The sequence below is a fragment of the Corallococcus interemptor genome (assembly GCF_003668875.1).
In the GTDB taxonomy this organism is placed as follows: domain Bacteria; phylum Myxococcota; class Myxococcia; order Myxococcales; family Myxococcaceae; genus Corallococcus; species Corallococcus interemptor.
Genome location: NZ_RAWM01000008.1, coordinates 112,634 through 132,865 on the forward strand (window position 1 = coordinate 112,634; position 20,232 = coordinate 132,865).

The following is a 20,232-nucleotide window of genomic DNA, read 5'->3' on the forward strand; positions in this document are numbered from 1 at the left end:
GCGCGCGGTCTTCATGCGCTTGCGCAGGTGCTCCACCCACGCCCCACGATGCTACCGCGCCGCGGGCGCCCGGACGTAGCGCCAGAACGTGTAGCCCGGGACGCGTGCAAGCGGCTCGGTCTCACGGAGGAACCGGACGGCGTGCAGCTCGCGCTGCTGGGGCTCCTCCGGCTCCCGGTCGCCGTCCGAGCGCACCCAGACGAGTGCTCGCGCGCGCCCCACCTCCACCAGGTTGAAGGGCGAGCGCTGGTAGTGGCGCGGGTCGGGCAGGGGCATCGCCTGGGTCTCCAGCGGCTGGAGCGCCGCCAGATGGAAGACATCCCAATAGCCGCCCATCAGCAGGGTGCCCGGGGCCACCCGGGCCAGCGTCCGCGCGGCTTCGAGCGCCCGCGCGTGGTCCTCCCTCGGGCGCGACGGATGCGTCCACGCCCACACCAGGGCCACCCCGGCCGCCGCCACTCCCAGCGCACCCGCGATTCGCGACACCCGGGGCGGCAGCCACGCCGCCAGCTGGTGCAGCAGCAGCGCGCCCAGGCCCACGAGGAGCAGCAGGTGGGCCAGCGCGAAGTAGCGCGCCGCGAAGTCGTTGTTGCGCACGTGGGCCACGGTGACCAGCAGCGCCAGCTGCCCCAGGGCCGAGATTCCGCACGCGATCGCCATCCAGGCCGGATCCGGCAGCTCCGCCCACGCGGCCCGTCCCCGCCGCGCATGGCGCACGAGCCACCGCCCCGCGAGCAAGAATCCCACGAGCAGCAGCCCGCCCAGCGGCAGCGGCCCCGACCACAGCGAGCCCAGCACCCGGCCCGCGTTGTCCCAGAGATGGCCCCGGTCCAGCCCCACCGACGTGCGGTACTCCTGGCCGTAGGTCCGGTTCGCGAAGCGGTGGTACAGCCGCCGCAGCTGCCGCTCGAAGACGCCGCCCACCGTGATGGGCACCGCCGCCATCACCCACGGACGCCAGCCCTCCAGGCCCCGGAGCCAGGCACGCGGCAGCTCCACGCCCCAGATCACCGCCAGCACGGGCAGGCTCGACGTGGACACCCAGCAGGCCAGCGCCGCGGTCACCGCCGCCGCCACGCCCCAGCCCCACCGGGACGGGCGCGAGCGTGCTTCCAATAGCCGCCGCAACCCCAGCCAGGTCCACGCGAGCATCGCGAACTGCCAGCCATAGGGTTGGGCGCCGTCCAGCACGTGCGTGCGCACCTCCGCCGGTCCCGCCAGCGCCAGGGGCACCGCCACGAGCATCCCCGCCGCCGCGCCCGAAGCGCGAACCAGCCGGGCCAGCGGGAACGCCGCGCTCCAGCTCACGATGATCAGCGCCGTCTGGAGCCCGCCGGGGGACCAGTTCCGGCCCCCCACGAGCCGCGCGAGCAGGAAGGGCCACGCTCCGAAGCGGTCCTGTCCCAGGTAGTACGCGTGGAACAGGTCCACCCGGGCCGCGCGCGCCATCAGCAGCGGGATGGCGGTGTCGGAGCTGTACGACGGGCCGCTCTCCATCCCCGGCCGCAGCAGGACGAGGGCGAGCGCCAGCGACAGCGCCCATCCCAGCAGCGCGAGGACTTCCGCCGGGCCGCGCTTCATTCCCGCACCTGGCCGCGGGCGGGATGCGGGGATGGAGGCGCGGAGGAGGGAAGGGGCAGGGAAACCATGCGCGCGGGAGGATGCGTCAGGAGCCCTCCCTCGCGCTGCCTAAATCGTGGGGAAGGAGCGGCCATCCACGGCGTAGGTCTGCGCCACCTCGAGCTGGCCGCCCCGGGGAATCCATTCCGGAACGAGGAAGAGCGAGCGCCAGACATTGAAGACGTCGACGACGACCCCGGGGGCGGAGTCGCTGGGCGCCTCATCCTTGCTCTCCAGCTTCTTCTTCACCTGGGCCTTCTGCTGCAGCTTCTTCTGGTTCTTGCTGCCCATGACCAGGATCGGCGGCGTGACGTAGGGGGCGTTGGGCGCGGCCTTCAGCATCTCGCAGACCGCGGGCCCCAGCAGGGCCACGTCCTGCGAGACGAAGAACTCCGCTGTCTTCGGCTTCTTGCCATCCGGCAGGTGGCAGACACGCATCAGGTCCGGAGCGGTGACGCGCATCCGGAGGTACTCGATGTCGTCCGGAAGGAAGTGGTCCCACGAGAGCACGTCCACGCCCATGAACGCGGCGATGTCCGTGGAGCCGCTCCGGCCGCCCACGAACTTCACCCGCTTCTCGCGGCCGTAGGCGGAGTTGGCGACCTCGCGCCAGAACGCGGCCGTGCCCCGCCACCGGTCGAGCTGACTTCCGATGCCCGCGACGTCGAAGAGGTCCTCCACGGGCGATTGGGTGTTGCTTGGCGCCTCCAGCTTCCGGGGGTGCGCCTCCGTGAGCCACTTCGGCGCGTCGCCGGACTGCAGCTTGAACCGGTTCCCCATCACCAGGAAGTAGGCGCCGGGAACCTGCGAGACCGCCGTTGCGATGTCCTTGAGCCGGTCGGCGTCCAGGTTGTGCTGGGGGTTGTAGCCCTCCATGCGTCCGTTGATCAGCACCACGGTGGTGATGCCCTCCCTGGAGGAGAAGAGATTGTCGAGCCACTCTTTCGCGCGCCGCTTGATCTTGCGCTCCTGTTCGTCGCTCAGGTCGGCGCAGAGGCCCAATTGCAGCCGCGTCCGGACGTCCGCCAGTCCCTGGGTGGCAATCTCCCGCAGGATGACGGAGGTGCTCTGGTAGATGAGCCCGACGGGAAGACCCAGCCGCGTCTGCGTGGTGTTCCGGTGCTGGTAGGCCTTGGGCTTGCCGTTGACCTTGCCCTCGACCTTCTCCAGCTTGACGCCCGTCACCCGTTCGCACCGGTCCCCCAGTCTGATGGCGTGGTAGAAGGCGTCGATGGAGGGCGCGGTCTCCACCTCCTTGGAGTCATTGCTCACGGTCAGCACAACCCGCACCCGGGGGTTCAACACCATGGCCGCGGCGGCATGCCAGGTGTCTCCCGTGTAGTCCCCCGGGTGGCTGATGTAGAGGGGGCCGGATCCGCTGCGCTGCTCCGAGTCGAGGGTTTCCATGTCGGCGTCACCCTAGCCCCGCTCCAAGCCCTGGCTGAAGGACCCACGACGTGCCCAGGCGTGCGCCTATGCGGCGCTGCCCGGGACGAGGATGACGTCCTCGTCCTGCTCCAGATGGTACGTGCCGTCGGGCTGCTGGCATCGCTCGGCATGCGCGCGGATGCGTCCGTCGAGCGTCCGCGCCTCCTCGGGGCTCATGGCCGCCAGCTGCGCGGCCGTGAAGCAGCCTTCCAGCACCAGGAAGCGGCAGAGCGTGTACATCTCCTCGAAGGTCTTCGCGGCGAACCCGCTCATCGTCGCCAGGCTTTCGTGCGGCAGCTGCTTGCGCCGCAGCTCGTCCACGACGTGCTCGCTGAAGTACAGCGTGTCGGAGAACTCGCGGCACATCGCATGGGTCGGTCCGCGGGCGGCGGCCATCACGATGAGGCAGGTTCCTCCGGGGCGCACGAAGCCCCGCAGTCTGTCAATGAAGCCGCCCCATTCCGAGACAGGCACGTGGTACAGGACGTGGCAGCAGATCACCAGGTCATACCGGTCCTGGGATGCGTATTGCTCGAGGGAGACCGGGAGGACCTTCGCCTTGGCGTGGTGGAAGCCGGCGCTCTGCTCGGGATGGGGTTCCAGCAGCGTGAGCGAAGCGAAGAGCGGCGCGAGCTGTTCCGACACCTTGCCCGCCCCGGCGCCGACGTCCAGCAGGGTGGGGCGCTCTGAAAGCGTGGGAGACAGCCGCTCCGTGACGATGCGGTGGATGTTCTGTGGATGCCGCGCGGACGCCGCGAGCAGGCGGAATGCCGTGGCGTAGTCCTGCGGTGACATTGTGATTCCCATGACGCCCCTCGGTTCCGGGATGATTGCCAGGGAAAGGCTATCACCCCGGCTCCTCAGGGGCTGGGAATGCGGCTACCGGGCCGCCTTGCGCTGGCCGCCGACGAAGGCCGCCAGGTGCTCACCCGTCAGCGTCGACTTCGCCTTCACCAGGTCGGCCGGGGTGCCTTCGAAGACAATCCGTCCGCCGTCGTGGCCCGCGCCCGGACCCAGGTCGATGATCCAGTCCGCGTGCGCCATCACCGCCTGGTGATGCTCAATCACGATGACTGACTTGCCTGAGTCGACCAGCCGGTCCAGCAGCCCGAGCAACTGCTCCAGGTCGGCCAGGTGCAAGCCGGTGGTGGGCTCGTCGAGCACGTAGACGCCACCTTCCGTCCCCATGTGCGTCGCGAGCTTGAGGCGCTGCCGCTCGCCGCCGGACAGCGTGGTGAGCGGCTGGCCCAGCCGCAGATAGCCCAGCCCCACGTCGGCCATGCGCTGGAGGATGGCGCTCGCGGCGGGCGTATGCGCCTTGCCGGGCCCGAAGAAGGCGACGGCGTCCGAGACGGGCAGGTCCAGCACCTCGGCGATGTTGAGCTTGTTGAGCCGGTAGTCCAGCACGGACGCCTGGAAGCGCCGGCCCTCGCAGTCCTCGCAGACCGTGCTGACGCCGGCCATCATCCCCAGGTCGGTGTAGATGACCCCTGCGCCGTTGCAGGTCGGGCAGGCGCCCTCGGAGTTGGCGCTGAACAGGGCGGGCTTCACGCCGTTGGCCTTCGCGAACGCCTTGCGGATGGGCTCCAGCATGTCCGTGTACGTGGCCGGGTTGCTGCGCCGCGAGCCCTTGATGGGCGTCTGGTCGATGGACACCACGCCTTCCCGGGTGCCCACCGAGCCGTGGATGAGCGAGCTCTTGCCGGACCCCGCCACGCCGGTCACCACCACCAGCACGCCCATCGGGATGTCGACGTCCACCTTCTTCAGGTTGTGCGTGCTGGCGCCGCGCACCTTCAGCACGCCGGACGGCTTGCGCACGGACGGCTTCAGGCTGGCCCGGTCGCTCAGGTGGCGCCCGGTGAGCGTGCCGCTCCCGCGCAGCCCCTCCACGGTGCCCTCGAAGACCACCTCGCCGCCAGCGGTGCCCGCGCGTGGGCCCAGGTCCACGACGTGGTCGGCGATCGCGATCATCTCCGGCTTGTGCTCGACGACGAGGACGGTGTTGCCCTTGTCTCGCAGCCGCAGCAGCAGGTCGTTCATCCGCTGGATGTCGTGCGGGTGCAGCCCCACCGTCGGCTCGTCGAAGACATAGGTCACATCGGTGAGTGACGAGCCCAGGTGGCGGATCATCTTGGTGCGCTGGGCCTCACCGCCCGACAGCGTGCCGGACGGCCGGTCCAGGCTGAGGTAGCCCAGGCCAATCTCCACGAACGAGTCGAGCGTGTGCCGCAGCGACTTGAGCAGCGGCGCGACGGAGGGCTCCTTCAGGTCGCGCACCCACTTCGCCAGGTCGCTGATCTGCATCGCGCAGGCGTCCGCGATGTTGATGCCCTTGATCTTGGAGGACCGCGCGGCCTCGCTGAGCCGGGTGCCCTTGCACTCGGGGCAGGGCGTGAACGTGACGGCGCGCTCCACGAACGCGCGGATGTGCGGCTGCATCGCGTCCACGTCCTTGGACAGGAACGACTTCTGGATGCGCGGCACCAGGCCTTCGTAGGTGAGGTTCATCTTCTCCACCTTCACCTTGGTGGGCTCTTTGTAGAGGAAGTCGTGGCGCTCCTGCTGGGTGTACTTGCGGATGGGCTTGTCCGGGTCCAGGAAGCCTGACGCCCCGAAGATGCGCACGAGCCAGCCATCCACGGTGTAGCCGGGGATGGTGAGCGCGCCCTCGTTGAGCGACTTGCTGTCGTCGAACAACTGGGTCAGGTCGATGTCGCTGACCGTCCCCATGCCCTCGCACTTCGGACACATGCCGCCGGTGACGTTGAAGACCTTCTTCTCGGTCTTGCCACCGCCCTTCTCGACGGTCATCTCCCCGGTCGCGCGGACGGACGGAACGTTGAAGGAGAAGGCGTTGGACGAGCCGATGTAGGGCTTGCCCAGGCGGCTGAACAGCACCCGCAGCATGGCGTTGGCATCCGTCGCCGTGCCGACCGTCGAGCGGGAGTTGGCGCCCATGCGCTCCTGGTCGACGATGATCGCGGTCGTCAGCCCTTCCAGGACGTCGACCTCGGGGCGGCCCAGCGTGGGCATGAAGCCCTGCACGAACGAGCTGTAGGTCTCGTTGATCAACCGCTGGGACTCGGCCGCGATGGTGCCGAACACCAGCGACGACTTGCCCGACCCGGAGACGCCGGTGAAGACGGTGAGCCGCCGCTTGGGAATCTCGATGCTGACGTCCTTGAGGTTGTTCTCGCGGGCGCCCTGGACGCGGATCAGGTCATGGCTGTCCGCTGCGGTCTTGTTGGAGGCGGTCATGGGTCCATCTATCCCGCAGCTGCTCAAATAGAAAAGGAGTCAGTGCTTGTTCCGCCAGGAGCCCTTGTGCCACTTCATCACGCCGATCTCGGGCAGGATGAAGTTGGCCTTCAGCGACTCGTAGTCCTGCTGGTCGAGCGCGCCGAAGGACCACATCTCTCTCTGCAGCAGCTCATAGACCTCTTGCTCACGCCGGCTTCCGGACAGGACGTCCTTGAGCATGCCCATCTGGACCGACAGCGTGATGAGGTCTCCGATGATTTGATCGCGTCTTTCCGACGCGAGCGCCTCGGGGGCTTTCGCCTTCATCTCGGTGATGAAGTCCAGATAGGCCTCGAGGCTGGCCCTGGCGATGGCGTTCCCCTTCCTGGCCCACGCGGCCCAGAAGTCCACGCTCGGCGTCATGACCGGGTGCGTGGACGTATCCGTATCCTTGATCCACGGCCTGGCGCCCGGGTAGAACTCGCGCCCCTGGCCAATCCTCGCGAACTTGATGCCGAGGGTCGCCGTGGTGAACTCGTCCATCGGCGTGATCTTGCAGGCGTCCTTGAAGCGCCTGGCCTTGTATTTCATGCGCTGCATGCCGCCCATGGGCGCGGTCGTCGTGTCGAGGTAGTGACCGCCGGCCTGGTACAGCAGGTAGAGCATCAGCACGTCCTTGACCGCTGAGAACGCGCGCTTCGCCGTCAGCCAGGCGACGGCCTCCGCCAGCTTCGGGAACGGATTGGCCGGCAGGGTGTCGTGATTCATGTCGGCGTCGAGGCCCTGGATGACGACGCCGGGCAGGGCCCCGCCGAAGGCGGTGGCGTGCTCGGCCTTGCACCAGAGCTGAATCGAGACAGTCGTCCCGCACTCGGTCACCATGGCCTGGATTCCCTCGAGCCCGCTCTCGGGCACGGGTCCCCACCAGATGTAGTGCAGCCGTGGCGCTCGCTCGGCGGCCACCGCCTCCGCGTGCATCCGCGTGGATTCCTCCGCGAGCCGCGTGACGCGCCGGTGCGCCATCGCCGTCGGCGAGACGTTCCCACGGACATCGTCGAGGGCAACGATGATGTCTGGGAACTGGACCGTGTTGCCCTGCGCGCGGATGTCGTTGAAGACACGGAAGCAGATGTCTTGATCGCTGTCGGTCGGGCTCGCGGTGCCGAGCACACCCCTCACGATGGTTTTCAGGGCCTCGCCACGGATTCGCATCCGCCGAGGCTACGGGGCCGCGTGGAAGGAAGACAAGCCGATCCGCACGGAGAGCCTGTGGAGAGGAGGCTCGGTGGTGTCCGTGACCCGCGTCACGCGGAACCAGAGCGGCAGGCTTTCATCCTCCACGAACGTGTTGAGCACATGAGGATTTCCCGCCTCGCGACGCGGCCTGGCGACCTTCGCGGAGGCCGTGGGAAGACATTCAAGGAGTCGCGCGACAAATCGCCGGTGCTCCTCCTGCAACTCGTCTTCGGAAGTGAAGTCATCACTGCTGCAATGAACCCAGGTCCGCGTCTCGCTCGCTCCCACCCGGCAGTGCTCGGCGTCGGGAAAGCCTTCGCGCATCTCCCACAGGCGCACCCCGGAGGTGGTGCTTTCCTGGGGCCGGCCCCGCAGGTTCTCGAAGCGCTGGTGGGCGGATGAAATCAGGTCGTTGACCTCCTGGCAGGATGGGGCCTTCGTGGAAGGCGCTGGCGCTTGAGGTGGGCCTGTGAACTCGCACGCGAGCAGGTCCATGTCTTGACCAGGAGGGTAGGGATACCGCACGGATGGCATGCGCTTCTCATCCGCCGTCCACTCCAGCGTCGCGGCGAACCGATGAATCTGTCCCGGCCCCAGCTCGAACGGGAACATCCGGGACCTGTAGGGCTCCCATTGCTCAGGCTCGCTCTCCAGCTTGGACACCGTTCCCATTGCGACCTGGAGGTTGCAGCGGACGGGACGGTCACAGATGTTCTTGTAACGCTGCGTCTGCGACATCACCGGGGGATCTCCGTCCCGGATGTAGACCCGCTGATCGGTATCCTCTTCTCGAAGGCGAAGGCACCGCGCCGCTGTCGGATCCGCCTGGATGAGGGGACGAGGGAGCGATTTCGTGGAGCCACATGGGCCGGGAAGAGGGTGTGCCATCAACTGCGAGGTGTGGATGAGGGCGGCCCGCCAGCCCTTGCGGCAGTTGTTGTCGCTCGTCTGCTGCGCGAGGTCCATGTCCCAGCAGAGGCCCATCCAGCGGTTCATGAGCACTTCAGCCCGTTCCTGCCATCTCGCCGCTGGATTCTCATCGGAGTAGCTCTTGCCCGGAGCGTAGTGCGCCTCCTTCGCGAGCAATGGCTCGAGCCGCAGCTGGTGGTGGGCGAAGAGGATCATCGGGGCGATGAACGCGTGTGGAAGGGCGCTGTCCTTCCGGGCCAGCCAGTTGAAGGCCTTCTCGTCACACGCAATCTCCCGGGTCAATTCGTCGGCATCCGCGCTTTCGCCGCACGACGCTCCTTGGGTCAGGTGCGCGAGTTCATGGGTCATGGCGAAGGCATAGAACGCCAGGCTGTAGCCCTTCACGTCCTCCACTTCCTCGAGAGTCACCTCCCGCTTCGGCATGAGGAAGGGCTGGCAGCTGTCGCCGCCGTGGTTGTCGATGGCATCCAGCCACCGGGAGAAGCTGGCATCGGGGCGGGCTGCCCACGCTTCAAGCTGAAGGCCTGAAGGGTTCTCCTCCTTCAATGCCTGCTTGAGGGACTCTCTCTCCGCCGTGTAGATGCTGGCGTAACCCTCCACCAGGTCGGCCAGGGCCGTGCTCATCCGGATCTCAAGGCGATCGTCGGTGTGAATCGTTCGGAGCCAGGGGACCTGACTCCAGGTCACGTAGAAGCGGACGGACCTGCCGGCGCTGGCACAGCCTTCACCTCCGCAGACGATGCTTTCCGCGAAGAGGAACGCCCGAACCAGCCGGTCCGGAAGCCAGCCGTAGGTGAAGCCGATGGCTCCCTGGACATTTTTGTCGCAGGCGCTGTCATCCCACTCAACGCCTTCCTGGGTCTGGATCTCGACGATGATGCAGTTACCCCGCCACAGGAACGTGATGCCGTCCGGCCCCTGGATCACGCGGGGTTTGACCGGGGCGGCGGCTGTCTGGAGCGGTGCCGCCGCTGGTGCCTCCTCCCGGGGCCGGGTCGCGCAGCCGAGTAATAGCGCCAACGACAGGAGAAGGACGCGAGGGAGCGGGGGCACTGTCAAAGAATGCCTCGTGCGACCAACCGGCGGCGAAGGCAGTTCGCGGGGATGCCTTCGTTGTACACGGCGCGGAGCGATGACGGGTCACCGCTGTGGTGAAGGGCGACGAGGGTTGTCAAATGGAGATCGAAGCACGGTGAGCCTGAGGAACCCGGCTCCGTGTTGGTCCTGTACCGGACGCGGTTCCCACTCCGGTTCAATCCCAGGATGGCTTCCGTGTCGATGGCGACCTGGAGTGGGCGGCCCTGCGGGTGCTGCAGGATGACGAGTGGATCGCGTGCCACGAGGGGAAAGGTGTCCGGCAACGAGATCCAGCCGCGTTCGCCATCCGGGGTGACATCGTTGCCGACCTTTTCGGACAGACGCAGGACCGCGTGATCGAGCTCGTCGTCCGTAGGGTCCCGGCGCTTGGGATCGCTTTCCTCATCCACGGGGCTGTGCGGGCTGAGATCCACCTGCCAGTCCGCTGCGAGATGGCAGGGACGACCCGCGCCCACGGCACGTCCGCCGTCACTTCGATAGTCGAAGACGCAGGTCAGGTTCGACGGGCTCGCGGCCCTCCTGACCAGCTGCTCGATGACATGATGGTTGGTCATCACCAGGTCGGGCCCGATCAAGAAGCCGGTTCCAACGGGCTGCCCGGAGACGTCGATGCGGCAGATTCGCCGCTCCAGCGACACCAATCTCTGGCGCCAGGCCACCGGATCCAGAAAGGGGTTCTGCCGGGTGATGACCTTCTCAAGAACGCGCGGCGGGTTGTTCCCGGTGACCTCCAGCACGCGCTGATGCTCCAGTCCTCGCATCAGGAGCAGCCCAACGGCTGCGGAGGCGAAGGCACAGGCCAGAAGCAACGTCCCGGCAAGCATCGCTCCCGCGAAGCGAACCTCCGTGTGCCCCCAGCACGCGAGGATGTTCTCGGGCGGCCCCAGGTCCTTGATGCAGGTTGCGTCGGTTCCCTCGCACAAGCAGGACGGCAGTCGCGGGCCCAACGCCGTCAGCCAGAGGAAGACCCTGCCCTGGTAGGAGACGGGGACCTCCGCCCGGGTCGCCCACCCGAAGGCGCCTGCGCTGAGGACGGTCAGCGCCAGCAGCCAGTTCATCATGGATCGGCGCCACCGGGGCGTCGCGCGCCCGAACCCCCTCAGCTGGATGGCCCCCGCGCCAATGGCTGAAACCAACACGATCCACCCCGGCAACCAGTTCCGGAAGTCGTAGGGCTCGGGTCCCTCCGGAAGCAGCGGCGCGGTCAGGTATGAGAAGCCCATCCCCAGGAGCGCTCCCAGCAGCATGCCCCACGCGGTTTCAGCCCCCCGGCCCCACCTCATTCGAGCGCGCATTTCGAAAGGCCTGCCTTGGAGTTCTCGACGAGGACGCATCGGATTCTGGGGGCGTCGTAGTCCGAGAGATTGAACTTTGTTTCGAACGGTTTGTAGCCATCCGCCGACACGGAGAGCTGGTAGTTCCCCCGGAACATGCTGGGGAAGGTGAAGGCCGTCCACGCAGGACCGAAAACATTGGTCGCGGCGACCGGTCGCAGCTGCACGATTGCCTGCGGGGAGCTGCGGACCGTGACATCAATCAGCAGGGAGAACTTCTCGGAGTCGCGGGCCCATGCGGTGAGTTGCGACTGAAGGCCGGATATCGCGCTTGGCGTGTAGATGGGGGCTGATCCGTAGCATTCCGAGGTACTGGGCGCGGGCAGGGCTGGAAACTCGCGCTCCGCCGCGGCTCGCGCTTCCGCGGTTTCGGCTCGTGCGCCGAAGGCGGCCAGCGACTCGTTCCGGATGCGATTGTAGGACTTGCGGACCGTGGAGGCATCGAAGGCCTTCTCATTCTTGCAAGGGCCACTCAAGCTTGACACCTTCACCTCGGGAAGCTCTTGGAGCGCTTGGTGGATGTGTTGCTCGTTCTCCGCGAGCTCCGCCTTGAGCTGCTGAGAGAGTTCGATGCGCATGGCCACCTTGGACGCCTGGGCCTCGGCCACGTTGTTGTTGGCTGCCGAGGCTTGGGAGCCGGCGGATGCACAGGACAGCAGCAGGAAGGCAGCCGCTACCACGAACAGGCGCCCGGCATGCGTGAGGCTCTTCACCATGTCCATGCATCGAGCAGATTCGCTGTGCGCGTGACGTGTCAAGCAGGCCACGGCGCCGGATGCGAGGTAGTCTGCCCGGCATGCCGCTGAAGGTGATGACGCTCAACGTCCTCATGGGAGGCGAGGAGCGGATGCCGCTGCTCCTCACCCTCATCGCCCGGGAGAACCCGGACGTGCTCGTGCTGCAGGAGTGCCTGGGCTGGGAGGACGGGGAGCGGCTGCGTCAGGTCGCCGCCGCGCTGGGCCTCCTCGCGACGGAGGCCCACGTGCGGCTGGGCACCGCCCGGCCTCGTCCGAGCGGCAACCGCTACCACGTCGCCATCGTGAGCCGCCTGCCGGTGCGCTCGGCCCGAGCCCACGCCAACGCGCACTTCATCGGGCACTGCCTCCTCGAGTGCGAGCTGGAGACAGGCGCGGAGCCGTTGACCGTCTTCGCGGCCCACTTCGACTCCCACCAGGAGGGCCTGCGCTTCGTGGAGGCGCGCTACCTGCGCTCGCTGATTGAACCCGAGGCCTTCGGTGCAGGGGACTTCCTCCTGGCCGGGGACCTCAATTCGCTGTCGCGCGCGGATCCCTATCCGGTGGACCTGGCGGACCGCGTCCGCCGCGCCCGGATTGACAAGTATGGCCATCCGCCGCGCTTCGACGTCATCGATGACCTGGAGGGCTTCGGCTGGGTGGACATGCTGCGCCTCAAGCCGGGTTCGTCCCAGTGGGCGACCGCCCGGCGCGAGCGCGAGGGGGAGGTCATCGACTTCCGCACGGACTACGTCTTCGCCTCGCCCTCCCTGGCCCGGCGGCTCGTCACGGCGCGGGTGGTGGACGTGGGCACGGCCTCCGACCACCACGCGCTGACGGCGAGCTTCAGCCCAGCTCGTGGCGCTGCAGGGACTCCGCCGACTTGACGATGGCGTCGCGGATCTTCCCCTTCAGGCTGGCCTCGTTCTTGAGCACCTCCTTGAGCGCGGCCGTCTTTCCGTAGAACACCCAGGAGGAGGAGTGGCTGCCTCCGCTGGCGGTCGCGACCCGCACGTCCAGGTAGCGCTCCTGCTTCCCCGCGTCCCCGCTCAAGGGAGCCAGGCGCAACTCGACGTCACCCACGCCCTTGACGAGAGCTCCGGCCGCGAAGTGGGCGCTCAGCGGGGTGAAGGTCCCCGTGTCCGGCACGCCCGTGCGCGCGCGCTCCGTCAGCTCATGGAGCGCGGTGGCGATCACCTGCTGCAGCTTCTGTTCACTCAGGACGACCTGCATGCGGCCCCTCAGGGGTTCTTGTACCGGGCCTTGATCTCCGCGATGGAGCGCTCAAGGGCCTGGATCCGTTCGACGCTCAGGACCTTGTTCAACCCGTCCGGCAGGGGTGGCGGCTTGGACGGCTGGCCCAGCTCCATCGCGCGCGCGTGGATGTAGCTCTGGTTGAGGTACTCCAGGTACTGGATCCGCTGCGCCTCGGTCATCGCGGCCATGGCGGACTCCACCGGCTTGACCAGCTTCTGGAGCTCCAGCACCGCGGCCTCCGGCACGTTGCGCACGAGCGGCTTGCCCAGCAACACGTCGTAGGGGATGTGCTCGGCGTTGGCGATGTTCAGCACCTCCTTGCCGATGATCTGCAACTCTCCCCGGACGCCATTGGCGTGCTTCAGGTACGCGCACACCACCGTGTAGCCGCTGTCCATCAGCTTGGACTCGTTGATGGTCAGGTCCTTGCCGGCCTGCTTCGCCGCCACCTGCAACATCTCCAGGTGTTCGGCCGTGAAGTAGGGTTTGCCGTCCGGCCCGTGGAGGTTGTTGATTTCGGTGACCTCCAGCTCGCCCTTGCGGATGGCCTCCGCGAGCCGGCCCACCACGCGCTTCATCGCCGCGGGGGACGTCTCCGACAGGATGAGCCGCGTGCCAATGGCATCCCAGAGGTTGGTGATGGCCTCCTGGACGGTGGTGACCTTCGCCCCGAACCGATCCACGGCGCGCTGCAACCGGTTGGCCGCGGAGACCGGGTCCTTCGCGCGCGCCTGCACGCTGCCCATGTCCTTGAACACCTTCGCAATCAGGTCGCGCGAGGGCTCCAGCTCCTTCGAGTAGCGGGGATACGCCTCCTCCGCGAGCCTCTCGATGGGAGGACTGGGCTTCTTGAGGCGCTCGCGCAGACGGCTGGCGGCCTGGCGCGGGCCGGGCAGGGGAGACTTGCCCTCGGTGTAGTTGGTCGAGCGCTCCTTGAGCCACGAGGACAGGCGGGTGGAGCCGAAGGCCTTCTCCACCGCGGTGCCCTTGAGCGCCTTGAGCGCGGCGCCAGCGCCCTTGGCCGCGACCCACATGGCCAGCGCCTCCACCAGGACGCCCGCGAGCACGCCGATGGTCTCGGCCAGCTCGCGCGCCGCCTCGTCTAGCCGCTGCGCGTTCCCGCGCGCGTCCCACACCTTGCCGAGGAACTTCCCGAACGCCGCGCCAATCTTCTTGAGCGAGTCGAAGACCCACTTGGCCAGGAAGGCCAGCCCCACCCACTCCAGGAGCGCGAGCCCCACCTCGAACCCCGCTGCGGCACCGGGAGCGGCGCCCGCACCGCCCGCCAGCGCGCCCAGCGCGGCGCCCACCGCCGTGCAGATGGCGAGCAGGAGGATGGCCCCCACCGCCATCTCCAGGAGCGCGATGAGGACGGTGCGCAGCGCCTGCTCGACGTGCTTCGCGACGGCCTGGGGGATGTACTGGAGCGACAGCCGGATGGCCTGGGCGATGTCGTCCAGCAGCTCGCTCACCCGCTGCAGGCCGGACGCGATGCCCAGCACGTCCAGCGTGTTGAAGCTGTACGAGCCGGAGTTGATCGTGCCGCGCAGCCCCTGGGCGAACTCCTTGCTGGGGATCCAGATGTACGTGTCGGCCTTGAACTCGAGCGACTTCCAGCCCGCCGTGGTGTTGGGGATGGCCCGCCGGTTGACCTGGGCGAGCACCGCCACGAAGAAGCGCAGGTCCGCGCCCCACGCCCGCGCGATGTCGCCGTAGTAGGCCTCCGCGATGGCGATGGCCGTGCCCTTCACGCCGCTGACGACGCGGTGGAGCCGGGCGTTCGGCTCGGGCATCGGGTGGCGCGGCGCGGACCAGACGTAATCACCGGAGACGAAGCCCACGCGTCCGTCGCGGGTGCTCACCGACAGCCAGCCGCCGGGCATCTGCGCCACCACCTGTACGGGGGTGTTGAACGCCAGGGAGCCGAGCACGTTGTCGCCCTGCTCGGGGCTGGAGCGCAGCTGGAGGGCCGGCGTCTTGTTCCACATGACGATGCCCACGCCATGCGCCGGCGGGATGGCAGCGCCCGTGGGGAGCACGGGGGCCACGGACTTCACCAGCGCCACGGCGTTGGTGCGCGTGAGCCCCACGAGCTTCCCCGTCCTGAAGGCATCCGCCAGGCGCTGCTTCATCACCGCGTCGGCGGGCCACGTCGCGGAGCTCGACGGCGAGCAGGCGGTGTACATCTCGCGCACGGCCTGCCGGTGGGTGCGCATCCAGCCATCCAGGCACATCGCCATCACGGCGGGCGCGACCCGGCGGCTCGCGTCCTTCGCCTCCGCGTCGTTCCACAGGACGACGACATAGGAGGCCCCGCCGCCGGAAAGTACCCACTGCTTCGACATGGCGTCCCTTCAGGTGACGGGCGCGAAGGAGCCTATCCAGTTGGGGGAGGGCGGACCAGGGGCCGGCTCACGGCTGGGCCACGCCCGTGTCGTAGGCCTTGAGGACCGTCTGGGCACAGGCGCGGGATTTCTCGCCGTCGCCGTCACCGAACTGCCGGTTTCGGGCCAGGACCATGTAGCGGGTCCTGGCGGCGTTGACCCAGGGATAGAAGCCGAAGGCTCCCGCGGACGAGTGGCCCGTCACGGTCCACACGCCGTTGACGGTCTCGCCCTCAATCCAGTGCCCGAGCCCGTAGTACGCCTCTCCGCCGGACCACGGCGTGGAGGCGACGTCGGGGCCGCCGGGCCAGGCGGGTACGGCGTCCACGGTCAGCTTGGAGGACAGCGCGTACTGGTTGTTGAGCAGGTTCAGCAGGAAGACGCGGTACTGCGCCGCGCTGCCGGAGAAGCCTCCCGCCACGGCGACGTCGCTGTCGGACTCCGGGAAGGTGGTGCCCAGCAGGGGATTGAGCCAATCCATGACGCTCAAGACGCCCGTGCCCCTGCGCACGGGGATGTCGTCCAGCGCCAGCTTCTGCATGTGGCCGCCGTTGTAGAAGAACCGGCCGTTCTGGAGCAGGCGGTAGGTGACGTCCTTGAAGGAAGGCCCGTAGCACGCCGACACGGTCGTCCCGGCGGCGTCACACAGGGTGGTGTTCTCGTCGAGGTAGCCGCTGGTGAAGTTGAGCCGCTTCTTCTCGGCCGCGGTGAGGTTCGCGTACCCCTTGGACTGCACGTAGGCCCCCGCGTACAGCCACTTGCTCGCGGACGCGATGGGCATCACCGTGGTCGCGGTGACGCCGCTGCCCTTCGAGAGGCCATGGAGCGGCCCGGCGCCATTTCCCAGCTCCCAGTAGAAGTTCCCGAGCGGCTTGCAGCTCGCGGAGTTGTTGGCCGTGTCCAGCGCGGCCTGTTCATACACGGTGAGGGCCGCACGGGACGTCCCCAAGGCCGCGTCTTCGCCTGCATCCGGCGCTCCACAGCCGCCACCGCCCAGGGTCCACAGCGTGCACGCCCAGAGGAGCTGCGTCGTTCCACTTCGCTTCATGGGTGCTTCCTCCCTTCGCCTGAGGGCGACTTTCGTTCATCGTAGCGCCATGGAATCCATGCATGCGCGGACGAGGAGCGGCGCGGGCCGCACGCAAGCGGCGTACACCCTGTGGCAGCTGAACCACGCGCGCTTCCTGCTGGCGTTCGTGAAGACCCTCGGTCCGCTGATCCTGCTGAGCGCCGTGGCGTTCACGCTCCTGGTGAGCTGGCCGAGGTTCGACGTCTGGGCCTTCATGAGCGGGCTGTTCTTGTCCGGCCTCCTCCTCGGCATGGTCGGAATCCTGTACCTGGTCTTCAAGATCGATGCCCGGGGGTCGACCTACTGCAAGGACCCCGTGATGGAGCTGGCTCCGTCCGAGGACGACCTCACCGCGCGCGATGCGTCCGGAGCGCTCCTGGGAGGACTCACCGACGGCACCCTGCGGGTCGTGCGCGTGAACCTGATGCGCGGGAAGCAGGGCCTGGCGGGCGCGCTGCGCGTGGATCATGCGAAGGGGTCCGTCTGGCTCAGCCCCTACCAGTGGATCGGCGCATGGCCGGGACTGCGCGCCGACTCCGCCCATGAACCGATTCATCTCGTTGAGGATCCCCTGTTCGACGCGTTGATGCGGCTCGCGGAGTAGTGGGGGCGGGAGCCGTCAGAACTTGAAGTTCCATCCGGCCAGGTGCCGCAGCTCGCCAGCGCCGGAGGTGGGGATGCGGTCCGGCATGGGCTGCTTGTGCGCGGGGACAGGCACGTCAGTCGCGATGCGCTTGACCCCGGTTGTCTTGTCGAGCCCGGGTGCACCGGTGTCTCCAGGATGCCTATGCTTGCACCCTGACGCTGCATCCAAGCGGTACGCTGCGCGGGCTTCAGCTCGCTCGGGGGGGACGCACCATGGCGGAGACCGGACTCGTCGCGAAGCTCACCATCCGTCTGCGCGGCTACGTGTCGCCAGACACGGACTCGCAATTCGAGGGCTACGTCGAGCCCGGCACCTACTTCGTGCTCGAATACAAGAAGGGCTTCCCGACGCGAGGCACCGACTATGCGCGGCTGGAGGCGCCCACGCTGGGCGCGCTGGACACGTGGATCTGCACGCGCTGGAAGTCGCAGACCTACGCGAAGGTCGTCCCGGAGAAGAAGCCTCCGCCTGTGAAACGGCGGTCCTTCGACGACGACCCCCTCGCCGTGCCCGAGTCGGCGCTCGTCGGACTCCTGAAGGACTTCACCGCCTACCATTACGACCTGGACCGGGCCTACTACCCGTGGATGCTCCCCGGCATCCGCGTCCCGGTGGGGCCTCCGCGGCAGAACAACTGCTGCACCTTCGTGGAGGCGTTGACCGTGAAGGCCTTCGCCGACACGCACGGCGCGGCGTTCAGCTGGGACGCGCGCAGGCACCGGCAGATGATGGTCGCCTCCGCGGAGGACTACTTCTCCCCGGTCACGGCCGCCATCGAGAGCGGCATGGCCATCCTCCCTGCCTCCGAGGAGTCGCCTCCCCACCCGTGGACGCTCATCCAGGGCTGGCGCAAGCAGTGGGACTCCGGCCACACCTTCCTCGTCGTGGACCACCACGTCCAGACGGACAAGGTGCTGGTGCTGGAGTCCAATGCCTATGAAGGGCTCAACGGGGTCGGCTTCCGCAACCTCGGCAACCTGAGGGACCTGGGCGTCGACCTCCTGGGCAAGAAGCCGCTGGGCGCCTGGTGGAACCGGAGCGACGTGTGGACCTGGCGTCGCATCTGCTCCACCTACCTGTCGCGGAAGCAGGCGTGGTTGAGGGTGAAGGACCGCAAGCTGTCAGGGTTCTGAGTCCTTCCAGCAGGGGTCACGCCTCCCGAGGCCGCAGCGCGTAGGCGATGTCCACGAGGCGCCGGAGCTCGGCGTCGCTCATCTTCAGGTGCCGGGCCGCGGCCTCCAGGTCCTCCGGAGGGAAGGCGCGCATGGCCTTGGGGGTGAACCAGTTGAAGAGGGTGACGATGCCGCGCACCAGCGGCGAGCGGGTGAGCACGGCCGTGGGCGGAATGACAGCGCCCTTCACCTTCGCGCCCTGGTCAAGCGCCTGCTGGCGCTGGAGGGCGTTCGGGCCATGCCCCTCCGCCACCACGAGCTGTGCGCGCATGGTGGCGATGTTCCGGCCGACGAGGTCGCAGTAGCGGTCCCACTCGTCCTGCGCGGGCCGCAGTGCGTTGTGCGCGATGACCAGCACATTGCCCACCATGGCCACGCCCAGCGTGCGGCCCTTGAAGGTGCCCACGACATCCGGTGCGTCGAGCGCCGCCGGGCCTCCGTGCTCGGAAGAAGCAGTCATTGGGGACATGCTCTCCCGGGGGAGGAACCGCCGCAACCCACTGTGCTCCCGGTGAGCCGCGGGGTGTGCACGCAAAGATTGTCCTGCCGGCGTCAATCCGCCTCCGGCCGAGTTCACCGCGAAAGCGCGAGTGCTACGGTTGCCAGCAACCGTGACGGCCTGGAACACCCAGCGCTTTGCCTCTCACGGAGCTGTCGGGGGGATGACATGTCAAGAATGCAAGGCATTGCCGGGCTCAAGGGGTTGAGCCGCGTGGTGTTCGGGCCGCGTTCCGGCGCATGGAGGCTTCCATGAACCTCCGGAAGGTCTACCTCTTCATCTCCCTCATCGCCTGTATCTACCTGGGCGTGGTGGTCGGGGGGCAGCTGCTCTTCGGTGACGTGGAGCTGTATGTCATCGTGCCTGAGGGCCGCACCCTTGAATTGAGCGTCGATGGCGAGGTCCGCGTCGCGAAGCTCTCCGCGTCCACGCAGTTCCGGCTCAAGCAGGGCGACCACGTGGTCGCCCTGAAGGATGAGAAGAGCGGCAAGGTGCGGACGTACACACTCAAGCTCGACAACGGCCTGAACGCGTATGTCCTGCCCATTGATGAGCGGCAGTGCTTCGTGCGCCTGGATGTGACTGATCAGTGGTACGGGTCCAGAGGTCGCGAGGGGACTGCATCCATCCTCGTCGAGCACATCGGTTCCCAGGAGCCCATCTCCAAAAAGGATAGGGACTACTTCAACAAGGCGGCACTGCCCGGCTCCATCAAGAGGAACAATCGCGTGAGCCTGCTCAAGGCCATTGACTGTGACGCGATGAATCAGGACAAGGACACGCTCCTCGCGGGTTTGGAACTCTAGCAGGCTGTCGAGAAGCCCTTACGTATGATGGGGCATGCACTCTCCCAGATGGCTCCTCCTGGCGGCGCTGGCATTCGCTTGCGTCGCCTCCGCGGCCAGCCCCGCTCGCACCTTCCAGACCCGGACCCTCGAGGGCTGGACGGTTCGCATCGATGACCGCCTGCTGACGCCGGCGAACAAGGCCGTGACGAACAAGGCCCTGGTGCTCCTGGCGGCGCAGCTCAAGGAGGTCGTCCGGCTCATCCCCGCGGGCCCCGTGGCTCAGCTGCGCAAGGTGACGCTGTGGCTGTCGCCGCCCTATCCCGACGAGGAGCCGAGGGCCTCGTACCACGCCGGTGAACAGTGGATGCTCCAGCACGGCCGCATCCCGGCGATGCTGAAGGGCATCGAGTTCGCGAACGTCTCCATCTTCGAAAGGGAGACCCAGCGGATGCCCCTGTTCGTGCTCCACGAGCTCAGCCACGCCTATCACGACCGGGTGCTCGACTGGGACCACCCCGGCCTCGCGGCGCTCTATGCGCGCGCGGTGGCAAGCCGGAGCTACGACTGCGTGGAGCGCTCGCGCGGGCCCAAGCGGCCCATCACGTTCGAGCCGGCCTATGCCATGACCGAGCCGACGGAGTACTTCGCGGAGACCTCGGAGGCGCTCTTCGGCCGCAACGACTTCTTTCCCTTCACCCGCGAAGAGCTGGGCACGCACGACCCGGACATGCTCGCGCTGCTCCAGCAGGTGTGGCAGCTGCCCGCGCCCCCGCTACCCACCGCGCCCACGGCAC

At 67.8% G+C, this 20,232-nt stretch carries 17 protein-coding genes; 5 read left to right on the forward strand and 12 right to left on the reverse strand.

The window, feature by feature from the left end; all coding sequences use genetic code 11:
- Positions 1–51: 51 nt before the first annotated feature.
- The 8 genes from D7X96_RS05150 to D7X96_RS05185 form a co-directional block, all read right to left on the reverse strand.
- A complete protein-coding gene (locus D7X96_RS05150) occupies positions 52–1,581 on the reverse strand; it encodes a hypothetical protein (protein WP_121769133.1) in 1,530 nt (509 codons plus the stop codon).
- Positions 1,582–1,689: 108 nt separating this feature from the next.
- Positions 1,690–3,027, reverse strand: a complete 1,338-nt coding sequence (locus D7X96_RS05155; RefSeq protein ID WP_121722713.1) for a hypothetical protein — start codon at positions 3,025–3,027, stop codon at positions 1,690–1,692.
- Between the two features lie 66 nt (positions 3,028–3,093).
- Complete coding sequence (locus D7X96_RS05160) at positions 3,094–3,855, reverse strand: class I SAM-dependent methyltransferase (protein WP_120546575.1); 762 nt, start codon at positions 3,853–3,855, stop codon at positions 3,094–3,096.
- Between the two features lie 72 nt (positions 3,856–3,927).
- On the reverse strand, positions 3,928–6,309 hold the full coding sequence (locus D7X96_RS05165) for an ATP-binding cassette domain-containing protein (protein WP_121769134.1): 2,382 nt from the start codon (positions 6,307–6,309) through the stop codon (positions 3,928–3,930).
- Positions 6,310–6,348: 39 nt separating this feature from the next.
- Positions 6,349–7,503 (reverse strand): hypothetical protein, encoded by a 1,155-nt coding sequence (locus D7X96_RS05170; RefSeq protein ID WP_147442625.1) that lies wholly within the window; start codon positions 7,501–7,503, stop codon positions 6,349–6,351.
- Between the two features lie 9 nt (positions 7,504–7,512).
- Positions 7,513–9,384: a hypothetical protein gene (locus tag D7X96_RS05175; RefSeq protein WP_147468238.1), complete on the reverse strand. Its 1,872-nt coding sequence runs from the start codon at positions 9,382–9,384 to the stop codon at positions 7,513–7,515.
- 128 nt (positions 9,385–9,512) lie between these two features.
- Complete coding sequence (locus D7X96_RS05180; protein ID WP_147442624.1) at positions 9,513–10,616, reverse strand: trypsin-like serine peptidase; 1,104 nt, start codon at positions 10,614–10,616, stop codon at positions 9,513–9,515.
- 218 nt (positions 10,617–10,834) lie between these two features.
- Positions 10,835–11,605, reverse strand: coding sequence for a carboxypeptidase-like regulatory domain-containing protein (locus D7X96_RS05185; RefSeq protein WP_147468239.1), 771 nt, complete (start codon positions 11,603–11,605; stop codon positions 10,835–10,837).
- A gap of 59 nt (positions 11,606–11,664) precedes the next feature.
- Here D7X96_RS05185 and D7X96_RS05190 point away from each other — a divergent pair, with 59 nt between their 5' ends.
- A complete protein-coding gene (locus D7X96_RS05190) occupies positions 11,665–12,510 on the forward strand; it encodes an endonuclease/exonuclease/phosphatase family protein (protein WP_244219452.1) in 846 nt (281 codons plus the stop codon).
- Here D7X96_RS05190 and D7X96_RS05195 read toward each other — a convergent pair.
- The 3 genes from D7X96_RS05195 to D7X96_RS05205 form a co-directional block, all read right to left on the reverse strand.
- Positions 12,470–12,856, reverse strand: a complete 387-nt coding sequence (locus D7X96_RS05195) for a hypothetical protein (RefSeq protein WP_121769138.1) — start codon at positions 12,854–12,856, stop codon at positions 12,470–12,472. The genes D7X96_RS05190 and D7X96_RS05195 overlap by 41 nt on opposite strands.
- An 8-nt stretch (positions 12,857–12,864) precedes the next feature.
- The gene (locus tag D7X96_RS05200; protein WP_121769139.1) at positions 12,865–15,225 is read right to left on the reverse strand and encodes an SH3 domain-containing protein; all 2,361 of its coding nucleotides are present in this window, start codon (positions 15,223–15,225) and stop codon (positions 12,865–12,867) included.
- A gap of 67 nt (positions 15,226–15,292) precedes the next feature.
- On the reverse strand, positions 15,293–16,312 hold the full coding sequence (locus D7X96_RS05205; protein ID WP_121722707.1) for a hypothetical protein: 1,020 nt from the start codon (positions 16,310–16,312) through the stop codon (positions 15,293–15,295).
- 58 nt (positions 16,313–16,370) lie between these two features.
- Between D7X96_RS05205 and D7X96_RS05210 the strand changes: the two genes are divergently transcribed.
- Both D7X96_RS05210 and D7X96_RS05220 read left to right on the forward strand, forming a co-directional pair.
- Entirely contained in the window at positions 16,371–16,937 is a 567-nt protein-coding gene (locus D7X96_RS05210) for a hypothetical protein (protein ID WP_147468240.1), read from the forward strand.
- A gap of 254 nt (positions 16,938–17,191) precedes the next feature.
- On the forward strand, positions 17,192–18,112 hold the full coding sequence (locus D7X96_RS05220; RefSeq protein WP_121722704.1) for a hypothetical protein: 921 nt from the start codon (positions 17,192–17,194) through the stop codon (positions 18,110–18,112).
- A 16-nt stretch (positions 18,113–18,128) separates the two neighbouring features.
- Here the strand turns inward: D7X96_RS05220 and D7X96_RS05225 are convergent, their stop codons facing one another.
- Positions 18,129–18,611 carry a SpoIIAA family protein gene (locus tag D7X96_RS05225; RefSeq protein ID WP_121769141.1) on the reverse strand — a complete coding sequence of 161 codons (483 nt, stop codon included), beginning with the start codon at positions 18,609–18,611 and terminating at the stop codon, positions 18,129–18,131.
- 290 nt (positions 18,612–18,901) lie between these two features.
- Between D7X96_RS05225 and D7X96_RS05230 the strand changes: the two genes are divergently transcribed.
- Both D7X96_RS05230 and D7X96_RS05235 read left to right on the forward strand, forming a co-directional pair.
- Positions 18,902–19,456 (forward strand): hypothetical protein, encoded by a 555-nt coding sequence (locus D7X96_RS05230; RefSeq protein ID WP_121769142.1) that lies wholly within the window; start codon positions 18,902–18,904, stop codon positions 19,454–19,456.
- A gap of 34 nt (positions 19,457–19,490) precedes the next feature.
- On the forward strand, positions 19,491–20,232 hold a 742-nt coding region (locus D7X96_RS05235; RefSeq protein WP_208647272.1), incomplete at its 3' end, for a hypothetical protein.